General features: G+C 59.8%; 16 protein-coding genes. 6 read left to right on the forward strand and 10 right to left on the reverse strand.

Translation table 11 applies throughout. The features are described 5' to 3' along the window. Positions 1-4: 4 nt before the first annotated feature. From AC0L8G_RS19500 to AC0L8G_RS19510, 3 genes are all read left to right on the forward strand, one after another. Entirely contained in the window at positions 5-1,441 is a 1,437-nt protein-coding gene (locus AC0L8G_RS19500) for an FAD-binding oxidoreductase (protein WP_473385840.1), read from the forward strand. 158 nt (positions 1,442-1,599) lie between these two features. Then, complete coding sequence (gene yaaA / locus AC0L8G_RS19505) at positions 1,600-2,406, forward strand: peroxide stress protein YaaA (RefSeq protein ID WP_473385841.1); 807 nt, start codon at positions 1,600-1,602, stop codon at positions 2,404-2,406. 275 nt (positions 2,407-2,681) lie between these two features. Then, a complete protein-coding gene (locus AC0L8G_RS19510) occupies positions 2,682-2,831 on the forward strand; it encodes a hypothetical protein (RefSeq protein WP_473385842.1) in 150 nt (49 codons plus the stop codon). Between the two features lie 102 nt (positions 2,832-2,933). Here AC0L8G_RS19510 and AC0L8G_RS19515 read toward each other — a convergent pair whose 3' ends face one another. The 9 genes from AC0L8G_RS19515 to AC0L8G_RS19555 all read right to left on the reverse strand — a co-directional run bounded on the left by AC0L8G_RS19515 (position 2,934) and on the right by AC0L8G_RS19555 (position 8,472). Beyond that, positions 2,934-4,085, reverse strand: a complete 1,152-nt coding sequence (locus tag AC0L8G_RS19515) for a dipeptidase (protein ID WP_473385843.1) — start codon at positions 4,083-4,085, stop codon at positions 2,934-2,936. 183 nt (positions 4,086-4,268) lie between these two features. Further along, the gene (locus tag AC0L8G_RS19520) at positions 4,269-4,868 is read right to left on the reverse strand and encodes a TIGR04282 family arsenosugar biosynthesis glycosyltransferase (RefSeq protein ID WP_473385844.1); all 600 of its coding nucleotides are present in this window, start codon (positions 4,866-4,868) and stop codon (positions 4,269-4,271) included. A 157-nt stretch (positions 4,869-5,025) separates the two neighbouring features. Continuing rightward, positions 5,026-5,712, reverse strand: a complete 687-nt coding sequence (locus AC0L8G_RS19525) for a TIGR04283 family arsenosugar biosynthesis glycosyltransferase (RefSeq protein WP_473385845.1) — start codon at positions 5,710-5,712, stop codon at positions 5,026-5,028. Between the two features lie 81 nt (positions 5,713-5,793). Further along, entirely contained in the window at positions 5,794-5,961 is a 168-nt protein-coding gene (locus AC0L8G_RS19530; RefSeq protein WP_473385846.1) for a hypothetical protein, read from the reverse strand. Positions 5,962-5,980: 19 nt separating this feature from the next. Then, a complete protein-coding gene (locus tag AC0L8G_RS19535; protein WP_473385847.1) occupies positions 5,981-6,184 on the reverse strand; it encodes a hypothetical protein in 204 nt (67 codons plus the stop codon). Between the two features lie 15 nt (positions 6,185-6,199). After that, positions 6,200-6,355 (reverse strand): hypothetical protein, encoded by a 156-nt coding sequence (locus AC0L8G_RS19540; RefSeq protein WP_473385848.1) that lies wholly within the window; start codon positions 6,353-6,355, stop codon positions 6,200-6,202. Beyond that, positions 6,352-6,558 carry a helix-turn-helix transcriptional regulator gene (locus tag AC0L8G_RS19545; RefSeq protein WP_473385849.1) on the reverse strand — a complete coding sequence of 69 codons (207 nt, stop codon included), beginning with the start codon at positions 6,556-6,558 and terminating at the stop codon, positions 6,352-6,354. The genes AC0L8G_RS19540 and AC0L8G_RS19545 overlap by 4 nt, the downstream gene beginning before the upstream one ends. Position 6,559: 1 nt before the next feature. Then, entirely contained in the window at positions 6,560-6,958 is a 399-nt protein-coding gene (locus tag AC0L8G_RS19550) for a hypothetical protein (RefSeq protein WP_473385850.1), read from the reverse strand. A 173-nt stretch (positions 6,959-7,131) separates the two neighbouring features. Further along, the gene (locus AC0L8G_RS19555; RefSeq protein WP_473385851.1) at positions 7,132-8,472 is read right to left on the reverse strand and encodes a tetratricopeptide repeat protein; all 1,341 of its coding nucleotides are present in this window, start codon (positions 8,470-8,472) and stop codon (positions 7,132-7,134) included. A 166-nt stretch (positions 8,473-8,638) separates the two neighbouring features. On the opposite strand from AC0L8G_RS19555, the gene AC0L8G_RS19560 reads away from it, so the two are divergent. Both AC0L8G_RS19560 and AC0L8G_RS19565 read left to right on the forward strand, forming a co-directional pair. Next, a complete protein-coding gene (locus AC0L8G_RS19560) occupies positions 8,639-10,969 on the forward strand; it encodes a PA0069 family radical SAM protein (RefSeq protein WP_473385852.1) in 2,331 nt (776 codons plus the stop codon). Positions 10,970-11,195: 226 nt separating this feature from the next. Next, entirely contained in the window at positions 11,196-11,576 is a 381-nt protein-coding gene (locus AC0L8G_RS19565) for a DUF4411 family protein (protein WP_473385853.1), read from the forward strand. Positions 11,577-11,630: 54 nt separating this feature from the next. Here AC0L8G_RS19565 and AC0L8G_RS19570 read toward each other — a convergent pair whose 3' ends face one another. After that, positions 11,631-13,241 (reverse strand): winged helix-turn-helix domain-containing protein, encoded by a 1,611-nt coding sequence (locus AC0L8G_RS19570; protein ID WP_473385854.1) that lies wholly within the window; start codon positions 13,239-13,241, stop codon positions 11,631-11,633. A 146-nt stretch (positions 13,242-13,387) separates the two neighbouring features. On the opposite strand from AC0L8G_RS19570, the gene AC0L8G_RS19575 reads away from it, so the two are divergent. Then, the gene (locus tag AC0L8G_RS19575) at positions 13,388-13,612 is read left to right on the forward strand and encodes a tautomerase family protein (protein WP_473385855.1); all 225 of its coding nucleotides are present in this window, start codon (positions 13,388-13,390) and stop codon (positions 13,610-13,612) included. Positions 13,613-13,644: the final 32 nt, after the last annotated feature.

Below are 13,644 nucleotides of genomic sequence, written 5' to 3' on the forward strand. Positions count from 1 at the left end.
TTCGATGACCGCCACAGCCAGCTCCGAAACCGCACGCAACGCTCCCGCCCGGGACAAGCTTGATGCGATCCGCGCCATTGTCGGCCCGAAAGGGATTTACGAGGGCGAAGACGGCGCGCCGTTTTTGTCCGAATGGCGCAGCCGCTGGCCCGGCAAGGCGGCGCTGATCGTCGCCCCCGCCTCCACCGAAGAAGTCGCCGCCGTGGTCAAATATTGCAGCGACAATGACATCGCCATCACGCCGCAAGGCGGCAATACCGGTCTCGTCGGCGGACAGATTCCCCTGGGCGATGAAATTCTCATCTCGCTCAAGCGCATGCGCCGCATTCGCGCCATCGAACCGTTGAACAACACCATGACCGTCGATGCGGGCGTCACCCTGAGCGAAGCGCAAGAGGCGGCGAGCGAGGCCGGACGGCTGTTCCCGCTTTCCATCGGCTCGGAAGGAAGCTGCCAGATTGGCGGCGTGATTTCGACCAATGCGGGCGGCGTCAATGTCTTGCGCTATGGCAACACCCGCGATCTGGTTCTGGGGATCGAAGCGGTCACGCCCTCCGGTGAAATCTGGCACGGGCTGAAACGTCTGCGTAAGGACAATACGGGCTACGATCTGAAACAATTATTCATTGGCGGCGAAGGCACGCTGGGCATCGTCACCGGCGCGGTGTTGAAACTGCTCCCGGCGCCGGCGGAGAAAGTCACCGTCATGGCGGGCGTCGATGATCCGCAAGCCGCGGTCGCACTCTTGTCTCATGTGCAGAATTCAACCGGCGGTCTCGCGTCGAGCTTTGAGATGATGGCGCGGATCTGCATCGACCTCACGCTGAAACACATTCCGCAGACGCGCGATCCCATGGCGGCGAAATATCCCTATTATGTGCTGACTGAATTTTCCTCCGCGCAAGCCTCGGGCCTGCGCGCGGTCGTTGAAGATGTCCTCGCCGCCGCGATGGAGCAAGGTCTGGTCAAGGATGCGGTGATCGCGGAAAACGAAGCGCAAGCCCATGATTTCTGGCGCATCCGCCATTCGCTGTCCGAAGCGATCAATGGCGAAGGCCTCGGCGCGCGCCATGACGTGTCGGTGGCGACCAGCGACATACCCGCCTTTCTCGAAAAAGCCGGCGCGGCGGTGCTGAAAGTCGCGCCCGATGCGCGCATTGTGCCGTTCGGCCATATTGGCGACGGCAATGTGCATTACGATATTCTAGGCCCCGTCGGCGCCGCGAAAGACGTGCTCGAACCCGTGCGTCCGCAAATCGAATCGACGGTCTATGACGTGATCGGCGAATTTTCCGGCTCGATCTCCGCCGAGCATGGCGTCGGGCGCCATCGCCGCGAATCGCTGGCGAAACGCAAAAGCCCGGTGGAAATGGAAATGATGCGCGCGATCAAGAAAGCGCTCGACCCCAAGGGCATCATGAATCCCGGCAAGATGCTTTAGATTTAAGCCGACTCAACGGACGGAAGCTGTAGACATCTTCCCTTCGTCCTTCGAGACGCAAAAATCCTTCATCCTGAGGGCCGCGAAGCGGCGTCTCGAAGGATCAATGGATTTTTGCTCCTCAGGATGAAGGGCGCGGCAAAGGAACGAAACTCGCCATGCTCATCTTGCTTTCCCCCGCCAAGAACATGAATTTCGACGCCGCGCCCGGCGCGCCGCGCGCGACCAAGCCTGTCTTCGCCAAGGATACGAGCGAGCTGAGCGAGACCACGCGCAAGCTCAGCCGCGCGAAGATCAAATCTCTGATGAAGATTTCCGACAAGCTGGCGGAGCTGAATTACGAGCGCTTTCAGGCTTTCGATCCGGCGGGCAAGTCCGGCAGCGCAAAACAGGCGGCGCTGGCCTTTAACGGCGATGTCTATCTCGGGCTCGAAGCAGCGACCATGAGCAAGGACGATCTCGCCTTCGCGCAGGATCATCTGCGCATCCTGTCGGGGCTTTACGGCCTGTTGCGCCCGCTCGATGCGATCCAGCCCTATCGCCTTGAAATGGGCTCGCGGCTCGCCAATCCGCGCGGCAAGAATCTCTATGATTTCTGGGGCGGGAAAATCGCCGGGGAAATCGACAAGCTGCTGAAGGGCCATGAAGATCCAAGCGTGGTGAATCTCGCCTCGAATGAATATTTCAGCGCGGTCGACCGCAAGGCGCTGAAAGCGCCGGTGATCACTCCGATCTTCAAGGAAGAAAAAGACGGCGCGCTGCGCCAGCTCCAGTTCTTCGCCAAACGGGCGCGGGGGATGATGGCGCGCTGGGCGGCGCAAAACCGGATCGAACGGGTGGAAGACCTCAAGGGCTTCGATGTGGACGGCTACAAGTTCCAGCCAGGCGATTCCGACGACGATCTGTGGCTGTTCTCAAGGCCGCAATTGCCCCTGAAAAAGCCGGCCCGCAAAAAGGCCGCCTGAGCCGACTCCCGGTCAAATCCCGCGCCGGACAGCCCGCTTGGGCTGTCACAAACCGCGCCCAAAACACTGTCACATATTAATGCCCCGCCGCCGAAAATGGCGGATTCATTGGGGTTGCGGGCGTCACAGATATTACAATTATGTGACAAAGGCGCAGCATTTGCGCCTTTCACTTGACATTGCGCATTGAGTGCGCAAGTATGATGACAGTTTTATGACGGACCCTAAAACAACAGGCAATCAAGCCACCAGGAGCGGTCCGAGGAGTTATTATTATGGCAGTTTCAAGCAATCCGGCGGACTTCGCCGACCCATCCATCAAACTCGGCCCGAGAACGATGGTTGCAGCCTTTTATATTCTGATCGGCATCGTCGCGATGGCCGTGGCCGTCCCCGCCGCATTCGCGACCTTCGGATCAGCCTGACGCGCGATCCGGTTCCGCGCCAATACAGAACCGCACATCTCCCAAGCGCCCCAAAAAGCCCGCCGCTCCCCCGGCGGGCTTTTTGTTTGGGCGGGCCCGGCGCTACTCCGCCGGCAGATTTTCCATGAAGAACCGCACGGCGTTTTCGCCCATCACTGCGCGGATCTGATCCTCGCTCAGGCCCGCATCCATCAGCGCCTGCGTGATCGCGGCGAGCTCCGACGCATCGATCCCCGTAGTGACCGCGCCGTCAAAGTCGGAGCCGAGCGCCACATGATCAAGGCCGAGCAGGCCGATCCCGTAGACGATCTCCGCCGCGATGCCTTCAGGCGTCGTGGAACACGCCGCCGCCTCCCAGAAGCCGACGCCCACCAGCCCGCCATGATCGGCGATGGCTTTCATCAGCGCATCGGGGATGTTGCGCGCGGTATCGCAATGACCCTTGAGCCCCGTATGGGAGACGATCACCGGCTTTGACGAGCGCGCCAGCACATCGCGCACCACCGCTTCGGATGAATGGGCGACATCGATGATCAGCCCTTGCGCGACCGCCTCATCCACCGCCTGCTCGCCAAACGCCGTCAGCCCGGCGCCCGATTGCCCATGCAGCGAGCCGCCAAGTTCGTTGTCGAAGAAATGCTGCAAGCCCATGACGCGCATCCCCGCCCCGTAGAGCTTTTCGATGTTTTCAAGCTTGCCTTCCAGCGGGTGCGCGCCCTCAATGCCGTAGATCCCGGCGAGCTTTCCGTCATCCAGCGCGCGCTGAAGGTCGCCTGCATTCCGTACAAAGATGAACTCATCCGGCGCTTTTCGTTCCAGCCTGTCGAGGCGGCGCGCCTGAAACGCCGCGCGGTCATAGATCGAGGTCCATGTGCCAATCGGCCAGCCCTGCGCCGCCATCAGCAAGGGCAGTTGATCGCTATCCGCCGCATTGGCGTCGAGATTCATGTTTTTCGGAACCTTGGTGACCGCCGTGAAGACCTGCAAGGCGACGCCGCCTTCGCGCAGGCGCACAAGATCGGTCTGGCCGCGCGACTGTCGTTTCGCCGGGTCGCGTTTCCATAGCAGCGTATCGGCGTGAAGATCGGCGACGGGAATGCTCGCATGGAGCGCGCGCGCCGCATCGCTGACCGGGTAAGGCTCATGCTCCAGAACGAGATTGGTATTTGCATCAACGCGCTGCGGCACGACGCCAAACATCACATAGGCGCCGATCGCAAACAGGACGCCGAGCGCAAGGCCCAACCATTTCATGCGCGTCTCCCTTATTTTGGCGGAAGAATGTCGCGCCGGGTCCGCAGCGTCAATTCTGACAAGCAGATCCCCACCCGGAAATTGCGTAGCAATTCCCGACCTCCCCTTTTCAAGGGGAGGTGACGGTCGCGCCAGGCGCAACCCAGTCCCTCCCCCTTAAAGAGGGGGAGGCTAGGAGGGGGATCAGGCGCTGGCGTGCAATATCAGCGCCGCAAGGTCTTTCGCCTCATCAACGTCGCGGAGCGTCTCAATCATGCGCACATCAAACGAGACGGGCAGGGATTTCAGCGTGTCTTTCAGCGCGTGTTTGGTTGACCAGCGCACGCCATTGAATAATTCCGGCGCGGCGCGTTTGCGCGCCAGCCCTACCAGCCAATAGCCGCCATCTTCCGCCGGGCCGAACACGGCGTCCGCGCCTTTGAGCGCTGCCAAGGCTGCGCGCAAATGCCGGGCGCGCATGGCGGGCGCATCGGCGCCAATGATGACCACAGGCCCCGGCGGCGCTTCGCGAAAAGCATGCGCCATGCGCGCGCCGAGATCGCCCGCCCCTTGCGCCATGCGCGGCGCAGCAGGATGCCAGAATGTATGGCTGTCATGCATCGCGCCCGGCGGATCGACCGCGAGCATGGTTCGCCATTCGCCCTTCAAACTTTCAGCGACAGTTCTTTGCGTCATGATGCGGAAAAGCGCTGCGGCGCGGCCATACCCGACCTCTCGCCCGAGCCGCGTCTTCACCCGCCCCGCGACGGGCGCCTTGACGAAAATGATGACGGTCCCGCGCATTATCTGCCCACTTCGCCCCATCCTTCGAGACGCAAAAATCTCTTCATCCTGAGGGCATACGCGAAGCGGACGCGTCTCGAAGGACGAAAAGATTTTTGCTCCTCAGGATGAAGGAGCACTGTTTTGCCGTGGAGCGCTGATATTTTTCCATGCTCCGTCATCGATAATCCTTCGCCAGCTTTTCCGGCGCGGCGCCAAGGAAATAACGCGTCAGGATGGTGAGGTTTTTCACCACCCGCCGCCCATAGCCGTCGCGCTCATAGCGTTCGGCGGAGGTGACGGCATGCGCTTTCAATATATGCAGAGCGCGAGACGTTTTCGCCTTTGTCAGACGGCGGATGAACTCCACATCCTCCATCAGCGGGATGTCGGCAAAGCCGCCAATCGCATCATAAAGCCCCCGCGAGATCAGCAGGCCCTGATCGCCATAAGGGGTTTTGAGAAATTTTGTGCGGAACATCGCGCCGGCGGCGACCAGCGCGGGCGCCACGCCTTTCGCGTCAAAGGCCAGCGTGAACACCGCCGCCGCTTCGGCGTGATCGCGGATGAAGCGCGCCGCCGCATCGCCCCAGCCCTCTTCCAGCATTGTGTCCGCATGGAGAAACAGCAGCCAGTCGCCGCGCGCCGCGTCAGCGCCGGCGCGCAATTGCCCGCCGCGTCCCGGCGGCGCGGTGAGGATGCGCGCCCCAAACCCGTCAGCGATCTGCATGGTCGCATCGGTTGAGCCGCCATCGACGACGATCACTTCCTTGACCGCGCCATTAAGCGCCGGCGTCACCAGGGCCTCAAGACACAAAGCGAGCCGGCTTTGGGCGTTCAAAGTGGGAATGACGACAGAGATCATGTTGCGTTGCGCCTGGCGGAACCATGAGGCTTACGCGCTGGCCCGCCGGAACGGAAGGCCGCTCACGCAAAGATGTCAGCGTTAGGCCAACCGGGCGCTTCTTGGCCGCGCGACGGCGAACATCAGCGCCGCCGCGATGATGGCTGTCTTCAAACCGAGCCCGCCATCGCCAAGCGCCAGCGCGACCGCCAGGCCGGGAACCGCGCCCGCCGCCAGCGCCGCGAGGATTGCACCATATATGTGAGCCATGACAGCGCTCCCTGCGCGCTCAACAAGGGGGGCGGGATTTGCCGAGCGCGCTCGCTAGCAAGCCATTGACCGTCATATATCCGACGATCATCCACATCACCATGTGGTTGCTCCAGCCCGCATCCTTGAACAGATGGGCGCCGGCCAGCATGGCGCCCGCCCAGAACAGCGCATTCGCAATCAGGAGCATCGCCTTGCGAGAGTTTTTGTTTTGGTTTTTCATTGAGCTCTCCTTTTTTCAATGTGTGTTGCGCCGGGCCGTCATGCTCATGGCGAGAAAAATCGCCGCGCCGACGCCGACGCCAACCGCCATATCGCTCAGGGCCACCGCGATTGCGGTTCCGACACCAGCCGCGACGCCCAGGGCCGCGCTAAAATTTCCGCAAATTTTCACTGAGCCTTCTCCTCTTCTGGGCTGAAGATGTTCTCGATCGGCAAGCCAAACACGCCGGCGATCTTGAAGGCGAGCGGCAGGCTGGGATCGTATTTTCCGCGTTCAAGGGAATTCACGGTCTGGCGCGACACATCGAGCCTTTCGGCGAGATCGCCTTGCGACCAGTTCCTCTCTGCACGGAGTTCTTTCAAGCGGTTCTCCATCTCAGCAGTCCCGCCCGCCGAGCATGATACGGAACAGCCCCCACAAAATGATCAGAAATGGCCCGAACCAGATCAGCGCATCGTCAAACACCAGCACGTCAAAGGCGTCCAGAAAGCCGACCATCAAGGATGCGAAAATGCCAATGGCGAGGGTAAGCCCCGCCGCGTCAGCGCTGACCCGGCGGTCGCGCTCATCCATGTTTTTGAAAAACCGGAAAAACGCAAAGCCCGCCAGCAACAGCGGCGCCATGGGCGCGAGCGCCAGCGCGGTCAGCACCGCGCCCTCCTCCACCTGCCGCGCCGCGATCTTCGCGGCGAGAATAACCGCCACATAGAGCGCCATCGCCGCGAATAGTTCGATCTTGTAGCGCTGCTTCGCCTTTTTGATCCGTTCAGACATGAGGGGCCTCCGTAACCTGCCGTTTGGGGCGGTTCGAAGCCGCCCGTGTCAAGCAGGCTTTACATAGGCGGGGCGCAGCGGGCTGTCAAGGGTGCTTTACAAAAATGCCCGGCGGGCCGGAAAGCCTTGTGCCCGGCCCGTTCCGCCCTGAAGTCTCCCTCAGATCCGCCGCGTCAATGACAAGAGCTGGCGTAGACCGCATCTCTGGTGGTGTATTTGTCGCCGACCAGCGGATCGCAATAATAATCCACCTGCTCGTCCGTGTACCGAGCGTTCGGGCTGCATTTGCCGCGGCCCTTATTGCCGGTCTGACAGGTCCATTCATAGGTGCATTGACCGGTCATGGTGCAGCCGGGAATCGTCATGCTGGAATAACAGCGCACCATGCGCCGGTGCACGTCATTGCGGCATTGATTGATTGCGTCCTGCACAAAGCTCGAATGGGGCGAGGGTTCCGGGTCGTCGCTGGTGATGTCTGACACCGCGTCGAGCGCAATCCACAACGCCGCGAGCATCACCACCGTATCGGCGGTCGACGGCGCGGCCTCCCCGGTCTGGCGGCGCAGATCGGCAAGCGCCGCCTCGCCCCGGTCATAGCCTTGCGCGGCGGATTTTTCATACCAGTTGCGCGCCATCACCAGATCGCGCGGCACGCCGCGTCCCTCGCGGTAAAAATCGCCCAGCTCTTTTTGCGCGACGGCGCTGCCCTGCTCCGCCGCCTGCCCCATCCAATAGGCGGCGAGCTTGTCGTCTTTCGGCAGGCCCTTGCCCAATCTGTAAGCGGCGGAGGTGGAAATCTGCCCGCCCACATCGCCCTGCAACGCGGCCTGCCTGAACCAATAGGCCGATTTCGCCTCATCCGCCGGGATGCCGGCGCAGGCCACGGACAGCATGCCCATGCGGTCTTGCGAGCGCCGGTCGCCCTGCGTCGCGGCCTTTTCATACCAATAGGCGCCGTTCACGCAGTCGCGCGCGCCGAGTTTGCCCGTGTCATATTGATAGCCGAGATAACGCTGCGCCTGACGGTGGCCGTTTTCTGCGATGACGCGCAGCCATTCAATCCGCGACGGTGCGTCGGCGATGTCCTTGCGCTCGATATTGTCGCGCCAGATATAAAATTTATCTTCTATGACGACGCCGGCCGCTTCGAGCTGATCAAACCAGTAACGCGATTGCGCCGCGGCGACGGGCCGGTCCTGGGTGAAGCGGCCCATGGCGTGCAGCATGCCCATTTCGAACATCGCCTGGACTTGGCCCTGCGCCGCCGCCGCTGCGTACCATGTCTTTGCGTCGGCATAATTTTGCGCGACGCCGTCGCCTTTTTCATAACGCAGCGCCAGATGATATTGCGCCGCTGCGTCACCGGCCTGCGCGGCGGGCGCCAGCTCCGCCACGGACATGTATTTCGGATTCTTCGCCAGCGCGGCGGGCGCCGTCGCGCACGCCATCACCATCGCGGCGGCGACAAGCGCACATATTCTTGCATGGACGAAAAAATTTACGGCGCGTTTCATCTGGTGTTCTCCCTCGCCCGGCCTTGGTCGCATCCCCGCAAAACCAAGTCAAAGAAACAGCGCCGGATAACCGCAATGGTTAGCGGCGACCGCCCCGGAAAGCCGGCCGGCGCGATTCGGGAAAAAATGTTCTTGCTTTGTTCTCGCGCTTTGCTAGCTTCTCGTCATGGCCCGCGCCGCGCACCTTTCCTTTCACCCGCCCCGCCGCTCCACCTCCGGAGAAACAGGGGACGCCTCCGGACTTGCCGCCGCTGCCGGAGCGCAAACCACCAGGGTGACCGCCCAGGGGAAAGGGCGCGGCGCGCGGTCCAATGAGAGCGGCCGCTATGAAGCGGACCGCCGCGAAGAGATCGACGATGGCTGGGATCTTGATGAGGCGCTTGCGCCCTTCAAGACCGAAGTGACCTATGAACGCCCGAAGAAGATCATCAACTTCAACAACTCGCCCTATGTGGGCTTTGACCGCTCGATCAATCCCTATCGCGGCTGCGAGCATGGCTGCATTTATTGTTTCGCGCGGCCCACCCACGCCTATATGGGCCTGTCGCCGGGCATCGATTTCGAAACCAGGCTTTTTGCAAAACCATCCGCCCCCAAACTATTGGAGAAAGAGCTTTCCAATCCGCGCTACCGCCCCGCGCCGATCGCCATGGGCACCAATACCGATCCCTATCAGCCGATTGAGCGGCGCCTGCAGATCATGCGCGGCATATTGGGCGTCTTTGCAAAATTCAATCACCCGGTGACGATCCTCACCAAGGCGCAGCTGATCACCCGCGATCTCGATCTTTTAACGCCCATGGCCGAGAAGAACCTGACCCGCGCCATGATCTCGATCACCACCGAAGACAAGGCGCTGGCGCGCTCCATGGAGCCGCGCGCCTCGGCGCCGAAATGGCGCTTTGAAGCGATCCGCAAGCTGAGCGAAGCAGGAATCGTCACCGGCGTGATGACCGGGCCGATGATCCCCGGTCTCAATGATGACGAAATGGAATCGATCATGGAAAAAGCCGCCGCCATGGGCGCGAGTTTTTCCGCCTTCACCGTCCTGCGCCTGCCGCTTGAGGTCTCGCCCTTGTTTCAGGAATGGCTCGCGGCCTATGCGCCGAACCGCGCGGGCCGCATCATGCGCCATATTCGCGAGATGAATGGCGGCAAGGATTACGACCCGCACTGGTCGCGGGGCCGAGAGATCACGACGCCCTACGCCAAACTCATCGCCCAGCGCAACCGCGCCGCGCGCGCCCGGTTCGGCTTCAACAAGGAGCGCCCCCTCTCGACATGTCGCTGTTCCGCGTGCCGACAAGCGTGTCGGGCCAGATGGATTTGTTTGGGTGATGACCTAAACGCGTTTCGGATTAGAACGGGTCGCTGTTCTCCGCTTGACCCACAAGCCGGAAAATACGAGGCTATTCACGAAAATTATCAGAAAAATGAATGGCCAGTATTCAACAGGATAGGCCTTTGCATCCGAGCACCTACAAAAGTAACGATTATGGCATCTGAGCAAATACCAGTCACGCGATCAGTCCTTATATGGGCTCGCGAGCGAGCTGGTTATTCGCATGACGACTTAAAAAACGACTTCAAAAACATTGCAGATTGGGAAACGCCTAAAGGTTCCTTTCCGACCTACCCCCAACTAGAAAAACTTTCAGAAAAACTGAAGTTGCCGATTGCGGTATTCTTCTTCCCAAATCCGCCAGACGTACCCCCGGTCGAACAGTCATTCCGCACTCTCGGCGCTGATGAAATCGCCAAAATTCCGCCTCGCGTGCGCCTGCTTTTGGAGAAAGCGCGCGCGTTTCAACTAAGCCTGTCTGAGTTAACCGGAGGCCGAAACCCCGCTGACCGGCTCATCACACGCGATCTACAATTTCGCGTGGGAGGTTCCATTGATTCTATGGCAAAGAAGGTCCGTGAATATCTTGGCATTTCCGTTGAGCAACAGTGCGCATGGCCAAACTCCGACAGCGCACTGAAACACTGGCGCGATGCAATGCAATCAGTTGGAATTTTTGTATTTAAAGATCAATTTCGACAAAGCGATTATTCTGGATTTTGCCTTTATAATGACGAATTTCCTATCATTTACATCAACAACACATCTGCAAAAACTCGGCAAGCGTTCACGCTGTTCCACGAACTTGCGCACCTAGTCTTCCACACAAGCGGAATTGACACACTTGAAGATTCTTACATTGACCGATTACCAAATAACGACAAACGCATTGAAATTATCTGCAATCGCTTTGCGGGGCGCTTCTTGGTACCGGAGGCGAGCTTCGAAAAGGAGTTCGCGGGTAAAGCGCCGACTGAAGATACCGCAACAGAAATAGCTGACCTATTCAATGTTAGTCGTGAAGTCATATATCGAAAATTTTTAGACCGAAAACTCATAACTAAGCATGCATACGAGAAAGCTGTCGCGGCTTGGAAAACATACAAAAAGAAATCTTCCGGGGAGATCCATATAGATCAAAAATCGCTTATCTAGGGTCCGACTACATTAACCTCGCTTTTTCACAGTACTATCAGAATAGGATAGACGCATATCAACTCGCCGACTACCTCGATACAAAACCAAAAAACCTCACGACCCTTGAAACATATATTACAGGGGCAAGCCCGTAGTGTACGTTTTCGACACCAACATATTCTCGCAACTATTTGGCAGCTATTACCGAAATACGTTTCCAAGCCTTTAGAATAGCTTCGACGCATTGGTCGAAGCAGGTGAGATAACATCAACACGCGAAGTATCGCGAGAACTCGCCGACCGTGAAGCACATCAACATTTTGAGGAGTGGCTAAAGGCAAATAAGGAGATCTTTCCAGCACCTATTGCTGCTGAAGCTGAGTTTCTCGCAAAAATTTTTAACGTTCGTCACTTTCAGCAAGTAATAGAACTAAAGAAAATATACAAAGGCGGAAAGAATGCAGACCCCTTTATTATTGCACGCGCTGCAATACTTGGTTGCCCAGTGGTAACAAATGAAAAAGCGAAAAAGAATTCGGCAAAAGTTCCCAATATCTGTAATCATTTTAAAATTTCTTGCATCTCCCTTGAGGAGTTTATGCAAGCGGAACGTTGGAAATTTTAGCCGTTCTCCAAGTTAACATACCCAATATAACTAAATGGAGTAATCGCCCCGCCCCTAAAACCCGTGCGCCGCGAGGTTTTCTGAAAAGCGCGCGCGGGTTTGCTCATGGTCGAAGGGAAATGAGCGGAAGAATTCCGCCTGGCTGACCGCCGGGTTGCGCTCGCGCACATTCGCCGCCCAGCGCGCCGCCTTTTCATGATCGCCATTGGCTTCATGGGCGGCGACGGCGATCATCGCGATCAGCACATGGGCGCCGGGGGTGCGCGCCGATTGCTCTGCCCAGCGCGCCGCCTCCGCCGCATCGCCATCGATGAAATGAGTGAAGGCGCGCACGCCCAGCATGGCGTAGCGAAACGGATCGAGCGGGCTCAGCGACAAAGCGAGATCGGCATGCTCGCGCCCGAACTGGCTCTGGCCCGTGACCGCCTCGGCCCAACTGCAGGCATAGACCCCTTGGGCGTAATTCGGGCTTTGCGTCACCGCGCGCTCAAGCCAGCCCATGCCGCCGGCGATGTTGTTTTCGACCCAATGCGCGCGGCCCATGGCGAAATTCGCAAACGGATCGAGCGGATCGAGCTCCACCGCCTTTTCCGCATGACGGCGCGCGGCGAGCCGCGCCGCGCCAACATCATCCTTATACTGAAGGAAAGCGTCCTGAAATTTCACCGAGGATAGCCCCGCATGGGCGCGGGCGAAATCCGGCGCCAGCGCGATCGCACGCTCAAACATCGCCGCCGCCGCGTCATTATCCTGACCGTTGAACCGGTAGAGATGCTGCAGCCCCACATGATAGGCAGACCAGGCGTCAAGATTTTCCGGACTACTAAGCTGCGCGCCCTGCGCCTCATGCAAGGGGATCTGGATTTCCAGCGCGGCGATGATGCTGGCGATGATCTGGCGGCGCACATTGTAAATATCGTCGATCCGCGCCGCGTAACGCTCGCCCCACACCACGCCGCCATCGCGCGTATCGGCCAGCTCGATGGTGACGGCGATGTCGTTCCCGGCGACTTCCACCATGCCGGACAGGCAATAGCGCACATTCAGCGCCCGCCCGACCTGCGCCATATCCGGATCAAGACTGCGAAACCGGAAGGAAGAACCGCGCGCAATCACAAACAGCCAGCGCAGGCGCGACATTTCCGAAATCAGTTCATGGGGTAGCGCATCGGCGATCGCCGAATAAGGCCCGGCGACGCCGACCAGACGAAAGGGCAGCACCGCGATGGACGGTTTCGACGGCGCCGCCGGCATATCGGGCGCCGCAAGCAGTGCGTCGGACGGGGCGTCGGTCGGCGCGTCGGTCTGCGCGGCAAGCGTCGCGGGATTGCCGCGCAGGCCTTTTTCCCTGACCGGGGCGGCGAAGCGAAATCCCTGGCCATGCACGGTGCGGATATATTTTTGCGCCTTGCCGTCATCGCCCAGCGCGGCGCGCGCTGACTTCACCCGGCTGGTCAGCGCCGATTCCGAAACAATCCGCCCGTCCCAGATTTTCTCGATGATTTCATCTTTCGACACCATGCGCTCGGCGTTTTCGACCAGCAGCAAGATCAGCGCGAAGACCTGCGGCTCCACCGCCACCGGCGCGCCGCCCGCTTCGCCGCCCAGATGGCGCAGCTCAACCGCCCGGCCATCCAGCTCAAATTCCCCGAACTCATAAATCATGGCGCCGACTATAAAGCGCGAATGGCCGAAACCTCCATGATTTCTCCAGATATCCTTCAGGATTTCCCGCCCCCGCCCGGCCTAGATGGTTCTCACACGCTGCAGCCGAACGGTTCGCCTGCGGGAACCAATCAAGGGAGAACACCATGCCACTCGTCACCATCGACATCATCGAAGACGTTTTCACGCCGGACCAGAAGGCCGAAATCATCGAGCGCGTCACCGACGCCATGGTCGCGGTCGAAGGCGAAAACATGCGCGCCGTCACCTGGGTCAAGCTCAACGAAATCAAGGGCGGCGACTGGGCCATTGGCGGACAGCAGCTATCGGCGAAAGAGGTCCATGCGATGGCCGCCGGCAAGGCGGCCTGACGCGGCCGCCTCCCGGCCGCCGCCAAATCTTT

The sequence above is a fragment of the Hyphococcus sp. D3-15 genome (assembly GCF_055809375.1).